Genomic DNA, 16,136 nt, shown 5'->3' on the forward strand with positions numbered 1-16,136 from the left:
ACGCACTGGATCAATCCGCGGAAGGTGATCCGGCGCGAGGCCACCTGCGTACACAATAGACAACGCCGCCGCCCGGCTCCACCAGCCGGGCTCCACCTGCGCCGAAAGCCCGCGCCATGAATATTCGTCAGGACTTCACGCCTGGTATTCCGCTACGCATTGCCGTCATCGGCGCCGGCATCTCCGGCCTGTCGGCGGCATGGTTGCTCTCCCAGCGCCATGAGGTGACGCTGTTCGAGGCGGACGGGCGGCTCGGTGGCCATGCCAACACCGTGGAAGTGGACGGCGTTCCGGTGGATACCGGGTTCATCGTCTATAATGAGCGGACCTATCCCAATCTCACGGCGCTGTTCGACCATCTCGGCGTGCCGACCCGCGCCTCCGACATGTCTTTCGCGGTATCGCTCGACGCCGGGCGGCTGGAATATTCCGGCTCGGGCCTGCGCGGCCTGTTCGCGCAGCCCGCCAACCTGTTCTCCCCCCGCTTCGGGGCGATGCTGCGCGACCTCGTGCGCTTCTATCGCCGCGCCCCGCGCGACCTGCCCGGTATGGGAACGCAGTCCCTCGACGCCTATCTCGACGCCAACAAATATGGCGCCGCATTCCGCCACGATCATCTCTACCCCATGGCGGCGGCGATCTGGTCCACCCCTGCCGGAGATGTCGGACGCTACCCGGCCGCCGCCTTCGTCCGCTTCTGCGAAAACCACGGGCTGCTGCAATTTGCCGGACGCCCGGCCTGGCGTACCGTCGTCGGCGGCAGCCAGCGCTATGTCGCCCGGCTGCGGGCGCACTTCCGCGGGCGCGTCGAGACCGGCCGGGCGATAGGCGCGGTGCGCCGCGTCCAGGGAGGGGTGGTCGTCACCGACCGCACCGGCGCCCGGAGTCATTTCGATCAGGTGGTGATCGCCGCGCATGCCGACCAGGCGCTGGCCATGCTCGAGCAGCCGACCGAGGCCGAGCGCCGGCTGCTCGGCGCCTTCCGCTACAGCCGGAACGAGGCGGTGCTGCACGGCGACCGGCGCCTCATGCCCCGCCGGCGTGCCGCTTGGTCGGCCTGGAACTACCTCGCCGATCGCCGCGCCGGGGAGCGGCTGTGCGTCACCTACTGGATGAACCGGCTGCAGGACATCGCCGAGGCGAAGCCTTTCTTCGTCACGCTCAATCCCGGAACCGAGCCCGATCCGGCGACGGTCGCCTATCGCGTGAGCTATGAGCACCCGCTTTTCGACGCCGAGGCCATGGCGGCGCAGGCGCGGCTCTGGTCGCTCCAGGGCGATGGCGGCGTGTGGTTCTGCGGCGCCTATTTCGGCGCCGGCTTCCACGAGGACGGATTGCAGGCCGGGCTCGCCGTCGCCGAAGCCCTGGGCGGCCTGCGCCGGCCGTGGCGCGTGGCGGCAGAATCCGGCCGCATCGCGCTGCCGCGCTCCCGCGCCGCGCCGGCAAGCCGGGAGCTGGCATGATGAGCGAGGAGGCATCGGCGCTCTATGCCGGCTCGGTGATCCATGTGCGGCTCAAGCCGCGCCGGCATCGCCTGCGCTACCACATCTTCTCGCTGCTGCTGGACCTCGACGCGCTGGACGCGCTCGACCGCCGCCTACGCCTGTTCTCGCACAACCGTTTCAATGTGGTCAGCTTTCACGATGGCGACCATGCCGGGCCGGGCGAGGGACCGCTGAAGGCGAAGGTGGAGGATCTGCTCGCCTCGGCCGGCCTGGAGCCGGATGGCGGACCGGTGCGCCTGCTCACCATGCCGCGCCTGTTCGGCTATGCCTTCAATCCGCTGAGCATCTATTTCTGCCATCGGCGGGATGGCTCGCTGCTCGCCGTGCTCTACGAGGTGAACAACACCTTCGGCGAGCGCCATTCCTATCTGATCCCCGCCGGCGGGGAGGCCGGCACGCCCCTGCGCCAGCAGGCCGACAAGCATTTCCATGTCTCACCCTTCATGGACATGGACCTCACCTATTGCTTCCGCATCCAGCCGCCCGGCGCGGCGCTGCGCATCGCCATCCTGGTTCGCGACGGCGAAGGGCCGGTGCTGAGCGCCATCCACGCCGCCACGCGGCGGCCGCTCACCGATGGGGCGCTCGCCCGCGCGCTGGTCGGCTACCCGCTGCTGACGCTCAAGGTGATCGCCGGCATCCATTGGGAAGCTCTGCGGATCTGGGCGAAGGGCATCGGGCCGCGCCCGCGTCCGCCGGCGCCCGAGCTTCCCGTCAGCATTTCGCCTTCTCCCCGGTCCTGAGGACAGCGCCGCATGCATATTGACGCCGACAGTACCGACCTGTTGCCCTCCTCCCTCGAAGAGACGACGCCCCGCCGCAACCTGCGCGAGGCGATGCTGGCTCGTCTGCTGCGGCGGCTGGCGGTCGGCAGCCTGACGGTGGTGACCCCGCAAGGTCGACGCCTTGTCGCGCGCGGTCCGCTTCCCGGGCCGGAGGCGACGCTGGTGCTGCATCGCTGGCGCGCCATGCGGCGCCTCGCCACCGGCGGCGACGTCGGCTTCTCCGAAGCCTATCTCGCCGGCGACTGGTCGAGCCCGGACCTGCCGGCCTTCATCGATTGCGCGGCCCGCAACCTTCCCCGGCTCGCCGAGCAGCTGGTAGCATTGCCGCCATTCCGGCTGTGGAACCGGCTTCGCCACTTGCTGCACGCAAATTCGAAGTCCGGTAGCCGGCGCAATATCTCGTTCCACTACGATCTCGGCAACGAATTCTATCGTGCATGGCTGGATGCCGGCATGAACTATTCCTCGGCGATCTATACCCATGCCGGCCAAAGCCTGGAGGAGGCGCAACAGGCCAAGCTCTCCCGCATCATCGAGCTCGTCGACGCCAGACCCGGCCAAAGGGTGCTGGAAATCGGCTGCGGCTGGGGCTCCCTTGCCGCCGCGCTTGCCCGGCGGGGCATCGATGTCGTCGGCATCACCCTCTCCCGCGAACAGCTCGCCGACGGCCAGGCACGGATAGAGGCCGATCCGATGCTGGCGGCGCATACCGAGCTGCGCTTCCAGGACTATCGCGACGTCAGCGGACGCTACGACCGCATCATCTCCATCGAGATGCTGGAGGCGGTCGGCGAATCCTATTGGCCGATCTACTTCGCCAAGCTGCGCCAATGCCTTAACCCGGGCGGCGCCGCGGTTCTGCAGGTCATCACCATTGCCGAGGACCGCTTCGAGGGCTACCGGCGCAACACCGACTTCATCCAGCGCCACATCTTTCCCGGCGGCATGTTGCCGACCAAGACCCATATCGCCGAGCACGCGCAGCGGGCCGGGTTGGAACTGGTGGGAACGGAGGCTTTCGGGCCCAGCTATGCGATCACCCTGGCGGAATGGCGGCGTCGCTTCCTTGCCGCGCGGGACGAACTGGAGCGACAGGGCTTCGGCAGCGACTTCCGGCGGCTCTGGGAATATTATCTGAGCTATTGCGAGGGTGGATTTCGCGCCGGCGCCATCGATGTCGGGCTGTATACGTTGCGCGGCTGAACGGAGGGACGGCTGCCCGTCCTTCGCATGGCCGGGCCGTACCAGGATGGAGCCCGGCGCGCTCGTGCCTCATCACGACCCGAAATTCGCCTTCGCCAGCGGCAGCCTGCGAATATGCTTGCCGGTGAGGGCCGCCACCGCATTGACCACGGCGGGGCCGATGCCCGGAAGACCCGGCTCCCCGACGCCGCCCATCGGCGCCCCGCTTTCGACGATCTCCACATGCACCGCCGGCATGGTCGCGCGCAAGGATGGGATAGGTGTCGAAATTGGACGATTGCCGCACGCCAACGGCATAGACGAGCTCCTCGAAGAGCGTGGCGGAAAGCCCCAGTGCCGCGGCGGATTCGACCTGCGACGTCACGATCGACGGGTTGACGATGCTGCCCGGATCGAAGGCGATCCACAGATTGCGCACTTTCACCTGGCCGTCGGCGAGCGACACTTCGGCGATGGTGGCGGTCTCCGAGCTGAAGGGAGATGCCATCGAGACGCCGCGGGCGCGCTTGCCCTCGGTCGAGGCACAGGGCCCGCGCTTCCAGCCACCGGACAACTCACCGACGGTCCGGAGCAGGTTGAGATGACGCGGTTTGTCCCTGAGCAGCTCAAGGCGAAGCTCATAGGGATCCTGCCCGCCCGCATCGGCCATTTCGTCGAAGAAACCCTCGTAGAAATAGTCATTCATGGAGTGCCCCACCGACCGCCAGAAGGCGATGGTCGCCGGTTGGGGGAACTTGACCAGATCCATCGAGCGGTTGGGGATCGCATAAGGCTTTTGGACGATGCCCTCGACCGCCGAGCTGTCCGCCGGGCCGGCCACCGCCTCGCCGAATTAGCGGCCGAGCGGCCCCTCGCCCACGGGGCACCCTGCTCGCAATCGGCTTGCCATTCTTGTCCAGCGCGGCGCTGAAGCGGCTGAAGCTCAGCGGGCGCAGCGCGTCGCGCTTGAACTCCTCCTCCCGCGACCACAGCACCTTCACCGGCTTGCCCGTCGCTTTCGCCAGCAGGATCGCCTGCGGAAACGGGTTTCCCGGCCCATGGGTGAAGTGGCGCCCGCAGAAGCCGCCGAGTATCGGCGAATGGATGATGACCTTGTCCTGGGGAATGCCCGCCGTCTGCGACGCGAAGAGCTGGAACAGCTCCGGCATCTGGTTGGGCATCCAGAGTTCCAGCGTCCCATCCGCATTGAACCGCGCAATGGTCGATGGCGGCTCCAGCTGGGCATGCGCCAGATAGGGCGCGTCGTACTCGGCTTCGACCACCTTGGCGGCGGAGGCAAAGGCCGCCTCCACGTCGCCGGCCTGCTCCGCCGAAATGCCGCGGCCGGGTTCCGCCTTCAGCGCCGCGAGCAGGCCGCCCGACGAGTAGTCCGCGGCCACGCTGCCGAACCCCGTGGAGGCTGGCTGCGTCCACGTCACCTCCAACGCCTCGACCGCCTTGCGGGCGCGGAACCAGCTATCGGCGGCGACCGCGACGGCGCCCGGAAGCCTGTGGACCGAATGCACGCCGGGCATCGCCTTCACGGCGGCCTCATTGGCGAGGCTGTCCGGCTCGGTGCCGAGATGCGGGGCGTGCTGCACGGCGGCGTAGAGCATGCCGTCGACCTTCCAGTCGATGGCATAGGTTGCCTTGCCGGTGGATTTATCCCCGTGCGTCCAGGCGCGGCACCGGCTTGCGGATGTAGCGGAACGTCGCGGGATCGCGCAGCGGCACATTCTCGGCCGGCTCCAGCGCCAGCGCCTCAGCGGCGATGTCCCCATAAGGCACCCGCCGGCCGCTGGCGGCATGAACGACAACGCCGTCCTCGGTCGTCAGGCTGGTGGGGGCGACACCCAGCCGGGTCGAGGCCGCCCTTATGAACATGTCGCGGGCCGTGGCTCCCATCCGGCGCAGCACATCGTAGATCGAGCGCGTCGAGAAGCTGCCGCCGGTCATCCGGATGCCGCCAACCACCGCATAGTCGGGGCCGGGCGGCGCGCATTGACAATGAACCGGCTCGGATTCACGTCGAGTTCCTCGCCGACGATCTGCGCCTGCCCCGTGCTGATGCCCTGGCCGCCCTCGACGAAGGGGCTGAGCAGCTTCACCGAATTGTCCTTGCCGATCACCAGGAAGGCCGGCGCCCGGGTCCCGGGCTTGACGGGACCGGCATTCGGTACCGCCGCGAAGGTGCGCTCGGGAAGGCTGGGCAGGAGCACGCCGAGCACGACGGCACCCGCGCCGAAACTCAGAAACCGCCGGCGCGAGAGGTTGGTGCCCCCCTCCGGGCGCATCAGCCGCACGGCCTGGGCGGGCGGGATCTATGCTGGCAAAGACGTTCATCGGTGCCTCCCTCAGCCCGCGGCCACCTGGCGAATGGCGTTCGCGATGCGGTTATAGGTGCCGCAGCGGCACAGATTGGTCATGGCGTCGGCGATATCGGCATCGGTGGGATGCGGATTTTGCTTCAGGAGCGACGTGGCGGCCATCACCTGGCCGGACTGGCAGTAGCCGCATTGGGGGACCTGAATGCCGACCCATGCGTCCACCACCTTGCGGCCGACCTCGTCGTCCTCGATCGCCTCGATCGTGGTGATCCGCGATTGACCGACGCTTTCCAGCGGAAACTGGCAGGAGCGCGTGGCGTGGCCGTCGATCAGCACGGCGCATGCACCGCACAGGGCGATACCGCACCCATATTTGGTTCCGGTCATTGCCAACGTGTCGCGAAGAACCCAGAGCAGCGGTGTATCGGGCTCAGCCGCGACCTCGAAATCGCGTCCATTGACATTGATGCTCGCCATCGAGGCCTCCTGCCGAACTTGCCGACGGAAACCTAGCCACTCCAGCCGAGGTCGTAGGACGTAGAGACGGCGTTTTCGGTCACTGTTTTCATTTCGAATGCTCACAGGCCCGGCAGGACGCCGCCAGCGCCGACCCGACCGGGTCGCCGGCGTTCCTGCCGATTCGTCGGCACTCTCAGCTTGCAGCCGCCAATGCGTAGCGGGGCGCGACGGCCGCGCTCGACAGATGGGGCAGCATGACCCGCCGGGCCTTCTCATAGGCATCCCATTCCTCACCGGACTGCAGCGAGGGAATGGTGGCGAACTCCCCACGATCGAGCCCCAGCAGCGCGGCATCGACGAGGTTTTCGGCGGTCATCACCCATGTATCCGGCAGGTTGCCGACCGGCAGGCCGGCGACGTCCCAGAACTCGGTGGCCGTGGCGCCCGGCAGGACCACCTGCACCTTGACGCCCCGCTCGCCGAGCTCCTTCTTGAGCGACTGGCTGAAGCCGAGCACAAAGGCCTTGCTGCCTCCATAGACGCCGTTGAGAATCTCCGGCCCGATCGCCACGATCGACGAGATATTGATGATCGTTCCGGCGCCCCGCGCCACGAAGGCCGGCGCCAGGGCGTAAGTGAGACGCATCACCGCGGTGACGTTGACGGCGATCATCTCCTCCATGCGGTCGACGTCCGACTGCAACAGGTCGCCGGCACCGCCGAAGCCGGCATTGTTGACCAGCATGGCGATGGACGGATCGGCCTTAAGGGCCTCCTCCACCCGACGCAGTTCGGCGGGGCTGGTGAGATCCGCGGCGATGATGTGCGTCTTCACACCATGCCGCCCGGCGATGTGCTCCGCCTGCTGTGCCAGGCGGCCGGCATTGCGGGCGACCAGGATCACGTCATGGCCTCGCGCGGCCAGACGGTCGGCATAGATGGCGCCAATTCCAGACGATGCGCCGGTTACCACCGCAGTGCCCATTTCGCCCATAGTCGTCTCCTGTTTGTTTGTGCAAGGCAGATCACAGGCGAATTGCTATCGGGTAATGGGCAATTACCAAATGACGTATGAACGGCGATTCCGGACATGCCGGCATTTGCAGCGATTCTTCACGAATAACCGCTGTGCGACCGACGTTCATTTTGGAAAGGATGACCGAAAACGTCGGATTACTGACATTCGCAATCCGGATCCCATGTTGTTCAATCGATCCAGCACCGGCCGTACCCAATTTTTCACCCGGCCGTCATCGATTACAAAGCCCAACTGGATCGGATCGACCATGTCCCGCTTCGCCTTGATAGCGCTCAGTCTTACCCTGCTGCCGGCGGCGGCGCGTGCCGATGGCGACGCCGCCCTTGGCAAGACGCTGTTCAGCCGCTGCGCCGGCTGTCATACGGTGACGGCACAGAACAAGGTCGGACCCGGCCTTGCCGGGGTTTTCGGCCGCAGGGCGGCGTCCGTCGCCGGCTTTCGTTACTCGAAGGCCCTTTCGGCGACCGACATCGTCTGGGACGATGCGACGCTGGAGCAGTTCCTCGCCGCACCCGCCAAGATGGTGCCCGGCACCTCCATGGCGGTGAGCGTGCCGAAATCCGAGGACCGCACGAACCTGATTGCCTATCTGAAGACGCTCGGTGCGGGCGTCACGCCCTGAACCGTCAACACCGCGCCCTCACGGCAGCCGTCAGTTAGATGAGAGATCTCGCCATGAACCCCGCCCCCCGCGTCCCCATTGTTCCCGCCTCCTTCTTCGGAATGGTGCTGGGTCTTGCCGGGCTCGGCGGAAGCTGGCGCGCGGCCCATCTCGCCTGGGGATTGCCGATATGGCCGGGCGAAGCCCTGATGGCCGCGGCGGCAGCGGTCTGGGCGGTCCTGGTCGTGCTCTACCTGACCAAATGGCTCGGCGCTCGCGCGGCGGCGATGGCCGAGGCCGCCCATCCGATCCAGTGCTGCTTCGTCGGGTTGATCGGCGTCGCGACGATGCTCGTCGCCGGCGGCATCGCTCCCTATTCCCACCGAGCCGCGCTTGTCCTCTACGCCGCCGGGGCCGTGTTCACGCTCGGCTTCGCCGTCTGGCGGACGGGAGGGCTCTGGCTCGGCGAGCGCTCACCCGAGCATTCCACCCCCGTCCTCTATTTGCCGACGGTGGCGGGAAGCTTCGTCGCCGGCACGGTCGGCGCGGCGCTGGGCCTTGCCGATCTGGGGCAGTTCTTCTTCGGCGCCGGTCTGTTCGGATGGCTCGCCATTGAATCGGTGCTGCTGCATCGCATGCTGACCAGCCCCAACATGGCAAGCGCGCTGCGCCCTACCCTGGGGATTCAACTGGCACCTCCCGTCGTCGGCGCCGTGACGTTGATCTCGATTGCACCGGCCGCCCCGCCGCTCTTCGCCCATGCGATGATCGGCTATGGCCTGCTGCAGGCTCTTATCCTGCTGCGGCTGCTGCCATGGATCCTTCGCGAGCCGATCGCCCCTTCCTACTGGGCCTTCACCTTCGGCGTCACCGCACTGGCGACGGCGCCGATCCGCCTCGTCGCCCTGGGCGACGCCGGCAGCGTGACCTTGCTGGCACCGATGCTCTTTATCTTTGCCAACGCGGTCGTGCTGGTGGTCGCGGCGGCGACGGTCTATCGGGCCGCCCAGGGGCGTCTGTTGACCGCCTCTCCCCCGAGCGCAGCAGCCGCCGCTCCAAAGTGACAGGCACCCCGGTCAGCAAACCCTGGCGGACGCGCTGCCCCAATGCGTCGGCTTGCCCCTGCATTCCGGATAGACGGCGTGTCCTAAATCATGCACGAACTCAAAATAGGGTCAAAAATGGCATCGATGCATGCGACAGATCGGCTTTATTCTGGAAGATGGCTTTCAGGTCATGGGCATGGCCGCGCTGTCGGCCTTCGAGTTCGCCAATGTGGCGCTCGGCGAGGAGACCTATCGTCTTACCGTCATGTCCGAGCATGGCGGCACGATCCGTTCCTCGCTGGGCATACGGATTGAAACCCATTCGCTGACCGCCTACCCCGACACGCTGATGGTGGTAGGCGAACTGACGCCCCGGCCTTTGACGGCGGGCCTGCGCAACTACATCGCCGACGCCGGACGCGAGTCCCGGCGCGTCGCGGGCATCTGTACCGGTGTGTTCCTGCTGGGCGAGGCCGGCCTGCTCGATGGACGTCTCGTCACCACCCACTGGGCGCATGCGCGCGATCTTCAGCAACGCTTTCCCACCGCGAAGGTCGACGAGGACAGAATCTTCGTCTCCGACGGCAAGGTCTGGACCTCTGCGGGAATGAGCGCGGCCATCGATCTCACGCTGGCGCTGATCGAGGACGACCACGGAGCGCCGCTCGCGCGGGAAATCGCCCGCAAACTGGTGGTCTATTATCGGCGCCCGGGCGGGCAGTCCCAGTTTTCCGCCCTGCTGGAGCTCGAGCCCCGCTCGGATCGGGTGCGCCAGGCGCTGATCTACGCCAAGGAACATCTGCGCAACCCGCTGACAGTCGAAGAACTCGCGGAGGCGGCAAGCCTCAGCCCGCGCCAGTTCAGCCGCGTGTTTCGCGAGCAAACCGGCCAGTCGCCGGCGAAAGCCGTGGAACGCCTGCGGCTTGAAGCCGCCAAGCTGATGCTCGAGGAGGGGCGCCACGCCATGGATGTCGTTGCAAGGGATACCGGCTTCGCCGACCGCGACCGCATGCGGCGCGCCTTTGTGCGCCATTTCGGCCATCCCCCGCAAAGCCTGCGCCGCAGTTTGCGCCTGATCGAGGGTGACGGCGAGGCCATGCGGCTCTCGCAGCGTGGTAGTACCGCCTCGCACGATAGATCGCCACCGCAAGGCTGATGCCGAGCAGCCATGGCGGGGGAACGCGTCACAGAGCGTCGGCCCCGCCGCCGAGGACGCCGGCGGCGGGGGATGTCACGAGCGCGGGATCGGACCATTGGCGCTCAATCCTTTGACGCCGATGCGATCGATACGATCGCGCAGCTGGTACCAGCCGCTGACGATCGGCAGGAACCACGGCTTGCCGAAATAGAGCGGATGGTCGGAGACTCGCGGTCGAAGCCGCATTTGCGGTTCTGTCGCCGCAGGATCTTTAAGGCGGTCTGGTGCCCGAGATAGGTCATCATCGCGACGCCGCTGCCGTTACACCCCATTGCATAATGGACCCCGTCGCGAAAACCGGATCACATCCGCCCCTCGACGAATTCCCACCATTCCCGCCGCAATCAGCCCGCGGCGGTCGGCACCGGCGTGTTGAGCAGCTGCTGCTCCCACAGATAGGCGATGCCGCTGCCGCCGCCGTGCTGCACGAGCACCTCGGTCAGCTTGGCGGCGGTGTCGAGCCGGGCCCAGTCGCGCTGCCATTCGCCGGCCACCGCCATCCAGGTCATCATGTTGGCGCCGGCCGCGATCATGCGCCGGATCGCGATCTGATGGGCCTCGACGGACACGCCGCCGGAGGCATCGGTGACCACGGTCACGTCCCAACCCTCGCCGAGGGCCTGGATGGCCGGCATTGCGACGCACACCTCGGTCCACAGGCCGGCGATGACCAGCTGCTTGCGGCCGGTCGCCTTCACCAAATCCACCACCTTCGGATCCTGCCAGGTGTTGATGAGCGTCCGGTCGATCACCTCCTGACCCGGGAAGACATCGGTGATCTGCGGGAAGAGCAGACCACCCCGCTCGGCGATCACGGTGGTCAGGATGGTGGGGACCCCGAAGGCCCTTGCCGCCTTCGCCAGACCCACCGTGTTGTTGATCACCATCTGCGGCTCGTGGCTGTTCAGGTTCGCGAGTTGGTAGGGCTGATGGTCGATCAGAACGAGGACCGAGTCTTCGGGACGAAGAAGCGAATCAAGGCCGTTGCGGAAAGTCATCAAGGCTTCCTTTCTCTGCCGCCATGGGCGGCGACGAGGTCACGGGAGACAGGCGCCAGCAGGCGACGCTGCCGGATGCACTTTGGCGTTCCGTTGCGTGATAGGGTAGCTCCGCAGTCCGGCACGCTGTGTCGCGAAACGGGGAACGCCAACTTGGACATCGAGGATCTGCAGACATTCGTCGCGGTCGCCGACAGCGGCGGCGTATCGGCAGCCGCACGCCGGCTCGGCGTCTCCAAGTCGATCGTCAGCCGGCGGCTTCTGCGGATCGAAGCAGAGCTCGGCGTGCAGCTTCTTGCCCGCACGACCCGCGGCGCCGCGCTCACGGAAGCGGGGATCACCTTCAGGGATCATGCAGCGCGCGCCAGTGCCGAGATCGACACGGCCAGGGAAGCGATCCTCCCTACCGGGGAGTTATGCGGCCGCCTGAGGGTGGCCATGCCGCTCACTTTCGGCCCGACGCACTTCGCTCCCGTGATTGCGGAAATGGCACGCCAGCACTCCCGGCTTCACATCCACACCTCCTATAGCGATCGCTTCGTCGATCTCATCGCCGAGGGCTTCGATTGCGCGATCCGGGGCGGTTACCTTCAGGATTCCAACCTGATCGCCAAGCGCGTCGGGCCGATCCAAGGAAAGCTCGTCGCAAGCCCGGACTACATCAAGGCGCACGGGTCGCCCGAGACGCTGGAGGAGCTCGTTGCTCATCAGGCCCTCATGCAGGGAACGGAAGCCTGGCAGTTCATGGATGGCGACAGGATCGTCACGGTTCAGCCGCAGGGCAGGTTCAAGGCCGATAGCGCCACGGCGCTTGCGGCCGCGGCGGCAGCTGGTCTCGGCATAGCCTGGCTCCCCGATTGCATCACCTATGAATACGTCGCCTCCGGCGCCCTCGTCCCCATCATGACACGCTATCCCGTACCTCCGGGAGCCGCCTATGTCGTTCGTCCGCCAGGGCAGCATCCCCCGCGGAAAGTGCGGGTGCTCACCGAGATGCTGATCGAGTATTTCGCGCGGAATCCGGACGTCTGGGGCCACGACCGTTAGAAGCGGGCGAGGCGATGCCCTATTGAGGATTGCGCTCCGCGGCCGCCCGACAGCGAAACGCCGAGCTCGACGATCTTGCCCTTGCGTTCCACTTGGCGCGACGCAGATCGGCGCATCGCGGGGCTAGTGTGGCGGGCGGCCTTTCGCCAGATTGGGGCACCGGCAAGGGTGAGTTCTCCCGGAAGCCGAGGAAGGATGAGGCATATGAGTTGGAATCCGGCGATCGAACCGGGCTGTCCCGATGAGGTGGGCCTCGACGCGATCGAAACACTCATCGTTCCACGCTCTCGCGATCTCGGCGGCTTCGAGGTTCGGCGCGCTTTGCCGGCGCCAAAGCGGCAGATGGTCGGGCCATTCATCTTCTTCGATCAGGCTGGACCGGCCGAGTTCCTGACCGGACAGGGCGTCGATGTTCGGCCGCACCCGCATATCGGTCTCGGCACCGTCACCTATCTCTATCGCGGCGACTTCCATCACCGCGACAGTACCGGGGCCGACCAGATGATACGCCCGGGCGCGCTGAACTGGATGGTCGCCGGGCGCGGCGTGACCCATTCGGAGCGCACATCGGCGGCGGCCCGAAGCGGTCCGAACCGCCTGTTCGGCATTCAGACCTGGCTGGCGCTGCCGGAGAATCTCGAGGATATGGCGCCGATTTTCGAGCATCACGGCAAGGAGGCGCTGCCGGTGATCGAGGATGGCGGCGTCTCGGTCCGGCTGATCCTCGGAAACGCTTATGGCGAGAAGGCCCCCGCGACGATGTACTCGGAGACCTTCTATGCCGACGTGGCGCTAGAAGCGGGCGGCCGGTTACCGATGCCGGACGATCACGAAGATCGAGGCATCTACATCGTCGAAGGCTCGATCTCGATCGCCGGCCAGGATTTCGAGGCGGGCCGGATGATGGTCTTCCGCCCCGGCGACAGGATCACCGTCGCGGCCGGCGACAGAGGCGCGCGCCTCATGATCCTCGGCGGCGCGACCTTTTCGGGTCCCCGCTACATCTGGTGGAACTTCGTCGCGTCTTCGCGCGAGCGCATCGAGGAGGCTAAGGCCGAATGGCGGGCGCAGAACTGGGGCAAGGGGCTCTTCGATCTGCCGATTGATGATCGGGAAGAGCACATTCCACTTCCAGACTGACCGGTGCTCGCCAGTCGAACGCCGCTACACCTTCGGGTTGAAGATACTCAAGGCTGCGCTCGCCTCGCCGATGGTGAACGAAAGCATGCCTTTCTCGGCCTTCCAGTCCTTGCCGTGAAGCTTGCTGAATGCCGCCTCGAATTCGGGCAATTGCCCCGGGTCTCGAGATCGATCTCGAGCTCGGCCAGCTCGATGTCCTTGGCGTAGCCGAGGCTCTCGAGGACCAGGCGGCCCGCGACCTCCCAAAACGTGTGAGCCGCCCCAGGTTCGCGCTGGCGACGAAACCAGCGAGAATCCACCAGCCGCTCAACGCACCGAACCACCAAGCGATCGGCGACTCGACCTCCGCATCCAACAGGTAGCCCACGCCCCTCTCGGTCCGGATTGGCTGCGGCGCGCTGGCGTTCGACTGAAGCTTCCGTCACAATCTGAGCACCTGTCCGTCGATGCTCCGGTCGAAGGTGTCCTCGTGTGGGCGAGTGGCCCGCATGAGCTGCACACGGGAGAGCGCCTGACGCGGCGCCTCCAGAAAGGTGCATAACAACGCATATTCATTGCGCGTGAGGTCGACTACGCGGGCGGATGGATCGGTGAGCGTTCGGGTGCGGCGCCGAAGCTCCCAACCGATGAAGCGCCAGCCACCCGAGCGGTTCTCGGCATCGAAGAAGCGAGAGCGTCCGATGCGACGCAGAATAGCGCGGCCGCGGGCCAGCAACTCGCGCGGATTGAGCGGGGCGGCGAGGAAGTCGTCGGCGCCCAGCTCCAGCCCGACGACACAGTCGATCTCGTCCCGCCGATTTTGGGTGATCATGATAATGGGAAGCTCCGAAACCGCCCGCACGCGGCGAAGCGCTTCGAAGCCATCAATGGGGTCAAGCTGCGCGTCGAGAACCAGAAGGTTGAATGGCTCGGACTGGAGCCGCCCCATCGCCGGCATGCGGTCGGCGCCGATGGCGCGGCATCCATGCTCCCGCAGATAGGTCGTGACGTGGCTACGAAGGGTATCGTCAGGCGTCACGATCATCACATTTAGGCCACGGACCGGCTCGGGATGCGTTTCGAGCGAAGCGGAATCATGCAGCACGGGATCGGTCTCGCGGCATCGCCGGGGCGCCGTGTACCGGTTGCCCCGGCAGACAACTCATAGGCGGTGGGTGTGACGAATCGCCTGGGCGGCACGCTCTCCGATGATGGCGCAGGGTGCCTGCGTATTTCCGGTAGTGACGCGCGGCATGATGGAGGCGTCGGCAATGCGCAGTCCCTCGACGCCGTAGACCTTGAGGGTACCGTCAACGACCGACATCGCGTCGCGTCCCATCTTGGCGGTACAGCTCTGGTGCCAGTAGGTGACGGCGGAGTCGCGGATGAACTGCTTCATCGACTCCCCCTTCAACGGCCCGGGAAGGGCCTCGCCGCTTACGAGCGGCCCGAAAGCCCGTGCGTTTCCGAGTTCGCGGCAAAGCTCGATGCAGGCGATTGCGGCGTCCATGTCCTCGGGCGCCGACATCATGTTGGCGTCGATCTCGATGCCCGCCGAGGGATCGGATCCGGTCAGGCGCAGCCGTCCGCGGCTTGCGGGGCGTGCAAGTCCGGCGAACATCGTCCAGCCATGCTCGGGCACGTTGCTCGCTGCGGTACGCTCACTCGGCACTGGGAACTCCACCTGGCAAAATAGAAGGTCCGGCGCTTCGAGCTCGGGACGCGTCTTCCAGTAAAGCTTGGCCTCGTTACCGGTGTTGCGCGGCGCGATCGGCTCGCGCGTGCCCCAGATGCAGCAGAACGCGACGTGGTCCTGAAGATTGCCGCCGACCCCAGGCAAATGCTCCACCACGGGGATGCCGAACCGCTCAAGCTGCGAGCTATCCCCGATGCCCGAATACATCAGCACCTTGGGCGTGTGCATCGCGCCAAGCGAAAGGATCACCTCGGAGGTGGCGACGACAGTGAAGACGGCACCATTGCGAACCGCCTCGATTCCGACGGCGCGCCGGCCCTCGAACAGCACCCGGCGGATCGTCGTTCCTGTCACAACCGTGAGGTTGGGCCGGTCCATAAACGGGTAGGTGTAGGCGCGGAACAGCGAGTTGCGCCGACCGTCCTTGACCAGCATGTCGGTGATAGCGGCGCCGCCGGCGCCCTCCATCATTGCGCCGTTGGGATGATCGTAACGGGGAATGCCGATCTCGGTCGCTGCGTCGAGCATTGCGAGCGCGATGGGGCTGGGGTCCTGCGCGGGCTGCACCCATACCGGGCCCGAGGTTCCGCGGTAATGCGGGTCCGGCGTACCCTGCCAGTTCTCGATCCGGCGATAGGTATCGAGCACGGCGTCATAGCCCCAAGAATCGTCACCGCTTTCCTTGGCGAAGAAATCCCAGTCGCTGCGATGGCCGCGGGCCCAGACCATGACGTTGATGCTGGATCCGCCGCCGAGTCCCTTTCCCATCGACATTGGTAGGGTCCGGCCATCGAGATGCGGGTTCGGGGTTGCCTGGAAGCCCCAGTCGCGCTCGCTGCCCAGATTGAGTGGCCACATGGAAGGGTTGCGGACGCTCTCGGCATCATCGTCGCCGCCCGCCTCCACGAGGAGGACCTGCACCGCCGGGTTCTCGGCCAGCCGTCGCGCCACGACCGAGCCGGAGGAGCCGGCGCCGCAGACGATGAAATCATAGCGCCGCTGGAGCTTCGAACGCAGTTGCTGCTGATTATCAGCGGCAGTCGCGGCGAAGTTTGCGGCTTCGGTTTGCTGGGACGTCATTCCAATTCCTCCTGATGCGCAGGAGGTGAATTATCAATTTTATCAATTATATCA

15 protein-coding genes and 1 pseudogene are annotated in these 16,136 nt (G+C 66.3%); 8 read left to right on the forward strand and 8 right to left on the reverse strand.

The features are described from left to right. Positions 1–116 precede the first annotated feature (116 nt). The 3 genes from J2X65_RS04265 to J2X65_RS04275 are packed head-to-tail and all read left to right on the forward strand — an operon-like array spanning position 117 to position 3,493. On the forward strand, positions 117–1,463 hold the full coding sequence (locus tag J2X65_RS04265) for an FAD-dependent oxidoreductase (protein ID WP_310198460.1): 1,347 nt from the start codon (positions 117–119) through the stop codon (positions 1,461–1,463). Then, the gene (locus tag J2X65_RS04270; protein ID WP_310198465.1) at positions 1,460–2,248 is read left to right on the forward strand and encodes a DUF1365 family protein; all 789 of its coding nucleotides are present in this window, start codon (positions 1,460–1,462) and stop codon (positions 2,246–2,248) included. The genes J2X65_RS04265 and J2X65_RS04270 overlap by 4 nt, the downstream gene beginning before the upstream one ends. Positions 2,249–2,260: 12 nt before the next feature. After that, the gene (locus J2X65_RS04275) at positions 2,261–3,493 is read left to right on the forward strand and encodes a cyclopropane-fatty-acyl-phospholipid synthase family protein (protein WP_310198466.1); all 1,233 of its coding nucleotides are present in this window, start codon (positions 2,261–2,263) and stop codon (positions 3,491–3,493) included. A 72-nt stretch (positions 3,494–3,565) separates the two neighbouring features. Here the strand turns inward: J2X65_RS04275 and J2X65_RS04280 are convergent. From J2X65_RS04280 to J2X65_RS04290, 3 genes and pseudogenes are all read right to left on the reverse strand, one after another. Further along, a pseudogene (locus J2X65_RS04280) lies at positions 3,566–5,766 on the reverse strand (molybdopterin cofactor-binding domain-containing protein). A 60-nt stretch (positions 5,767–5,826) separates the two neighbouring features. Then, positions 5,827–6,276, reverse strand: coding sequence for a 2Fe-2S iron-sulfur cluster-binding protein (locus tag J2X65_RS04285; protein WP_310198467.1), 450 nt, complete (start codon positions 6,274–6,276; stop codon positions 5,827–5,829). Between the two features lie 175 nt (positions 6,277–6,451). After that, positions 6,452–7,252, reverse strand: a complete 801-nt coding sequence (locus J2X65_RS04290; protein WP_310198469.1) for an SDR family oxidoreductase — start codon at positions 7,250–7,252, stop codon at positions 6,452–6,454. 292 nt (positions 7,253–7,544) lie between these two features. On the opposite strand from J2X65_RS04290, the gene J2X65_RS04295 reads away from it, so the two are divergent. The 3 genes from J2X65_RS04295 to J2X65_RS04305 all read left to right on the forward strand — a co-directional run bounded on the left by J2X65_RS04295 (position 7,545) and on the right by J2X65_RS04305 (position 10,100). Then, complete coding sequence (locus tag J2X65_RS04295) at positions 7,545–7,919, forward strand: c-type cytochrome (protein WP_310198471.1); 375 nt, start codon at positions 7,545–7,547, stop codon at positions 7,917–7,919. 53 nt (positions 7,920–7,972) lie between these two features. Next, positions 7,973–8,962: a dicarboxylate transporter/tellurite-resistance protein TehA gene (gene tehA / locus J2X65_RS04300; protein ID WP_310198474.1), complete on the forward strand. Its 990-nt coding sequence runs from the start codon at positions 7,973–7,975 to the stop codon at positions 8,960–8,962. A gap of 130 nt (positions 8,963–9,092) precedes the next feature. Further along, entirely contained in the window at positions 9,093–10,100 is a 1,008-nt protein-coding gene (locus J2X65_RS04305) for a GlxA family transcriptional regulator (protein WP_310198476.1), read from the forward strand. 75 nt (positions 10,101–10,175) lie between these two features. Here the strand turns inward: J2X65_RS04305 and J2X65_RS04310 are convergent, their stop codons facing one another. Next, on the reverse strand, positions 10,176–10,328 hold the full coding sequence (locus J2X65_RS04310) for a hypothetical protein (protein ID WP_310198478.1): 153 nt from the start codon (positions 10,326–10,328) through the stop codon (positions 10,176–10,178). Positions 10,329–10,486: 158 nt separating this feature from the next. Continuing rightward, positions 10,487–11,140 (reverse strand): hydrolase, encoded by a 654-nt coding sequence (locus tag J2X65_RS04315; RefSeq protein WP_310198483.1) that lies wholly within the window; start codon positions 11,138–11,140, stop codon positions 10,487–10,489. A 153-nt stretch (positions 11,141–11,293) separates the two neighbouring features. Here J2X65_RS04315 and J2X65_RS04320 point away from each other — a divergent pair, with 153 nt between their 5' ends. Both J2X65_RS04320 and J2X65_RS04325 read left to right on the forward strand, forming a co-directional pair. Continuing rightward, positions 11,294–12,187, forward strand: coding sequence for a LysR family transcriptional regulator (locus J2X65_RS04320; RefSeq protein ID WP_310198494.1), 894 nt, complete (start codon positions 11,294–11,296; stop codon positions 12,185–12,187). Positions 12,188–12,391: 204 nt separating this feature from the next. Further along, positions 12,392–13,327, forward strand: a complete 936-nt coding sequence (locus J2X65_RS04325; RefSeq protein WP_310198496.1) for a pirin family protein — start codon at positions 12,392–12,394, stop codon at positions 13,325–13,327. 24 nt (positions 13,328–13,351) lie between these two features. Here the strand turns inward: J2X65_RS04325 and J2X65_RS04330 are convergent, their stop codons facing one another. From J2X65_RS04330 to J2X65_RS04340, 3 genes are all read right to left on the reverse strand, one after another. Then, positions 13,352–13,477 carry a hypothetical protein gene (locus J2X65_RS04330; RefSeq protein WP_310198497.1) on the reverse strand — a complete coding sequence of 42 codons (126 nt, stop codon included), beginning with the start codon at positions 13,475–13,477 and terminating at the stop codon, positions 13,352–13,354. A 271-nt stretch (positions 13,478–13,748) separates the two neighbouring features. After that, the gene (locus J2X65_RS04335; RefSeq protein ID WP_310198498.1) at positions 13,749–14,411 is read right to left on the reverse strand and encodes a response regulator; all 663 of its coding nucleotides are present in this window, start codon (positions 14,409–14,411) and stop codon (positions 13,749–13,751) included. A gap of 57 nt (positions 14,412–14,468) precedes the next feature. Continuing rightward, on the reverse strand, positions 14,469–16,082 hold the full coding sequence (locus tag J2X65_RS04340) for a GMC family oxidoreductase N-terminal domain-containing protein (RefSeq protein ID WP_310198500.1): 1,614 nt from the start codon (positions 16,080–16,082) through the stop codon (positions 14,469–14,471). Positions 16,083–16,136: the final 54 nt, after the last annotated feature.

It is taken from the genome of Ancylobacter sp. 3268 (assembly GCF_031456575.1).
Classification (GTDB): Bacteria; Pseudomonadota; Alphaproteobacteria; order Rhizobiales; family Xanthobacteraceae; genus Ancylobacter.

Coding starts and splice junctions, on each gene's coding strand:
- J2X65_RS04265 (WP_310198460.1), top strand. CDS start 117: ATGAATATTCGTCAGGACTTCACGCCTGGTATTCCGCTACGCATTGCC.
- J2X65_RS04270 (WP_310198465.1), top strand. CDS start 1,460: ATGATGAGCGAGGAGGCATCGGCGCTCTATGCCGGCTCGGTGATCCAT.
- J2X65_RS04315 (WP_310198483.1), bottom strand. CDS start 11,140: ATGACTTTCCGCAACGGCCTTGATTCGCTTCTTCGTCCCGAAGACTCG.
- J2X65_RS04285 (WP_310198467.1), bottom strand. CDS start 6,276: ATGGCGAGCATCAATGTCAATGGACGCGATTTCGAGGTCGCGGCTGAG.
- J2X65_RS04290 (WP_310198469.1), bottom strand. CDS start 7,252: ATGGGCGAAATGGGCACTGCGGTGGTAACCGGCGCATCGTCTGGAATT.
- J2X65_RS04295 (WP_310198471.1), top strand. CDS start 7,545: ATGTCCCGCTTCGCCTTGATAGCGCTCAGTCTTACCCTGCTGCCGGCG.
- J2X65_RS04325 (WP_310198496.1), top strand. CDS start 12,392: ATGAGTTGGAATCCGGCGATCGAACCGGGCTGTCCCGATGAGGTGGGC.
- J2X65_RS04305 (WP_310198476.1), top strand. CDS start 9,093: ATGCGACAGATCGGCTTTATTCTGGAAGATGGCTTTCAGGTCATGGGC.
- J2X65_RS04340 (WP_310198500.1), bottom strand. CDS start 16,082: ATGACGTCCCAGCAAACCGAAGCCGCAAACTTCGCCGCGACTGCCGCT.
- tehA (WP_310198474.1), top strand. CDS start 7,973: ATGAACCCCGCCCCCCGCGTCCCCATTGTTCCCGCCTCCTTCTTCGGA.
- J2X65_RS04310 (WP_310198478.1), bottom strand. CDS start 10,328: ATGCGGCTTCGACCGCGAGTCTCCGACCATCCGCTCTATTTCGGCAAG.
- J2X65_RS04275 (WP_310198466.1), top strand. CDS start 2,261: ATGCATATTGACGCCGACAGTACCGACCTGTTGCCCTCCTCCCTCGAA.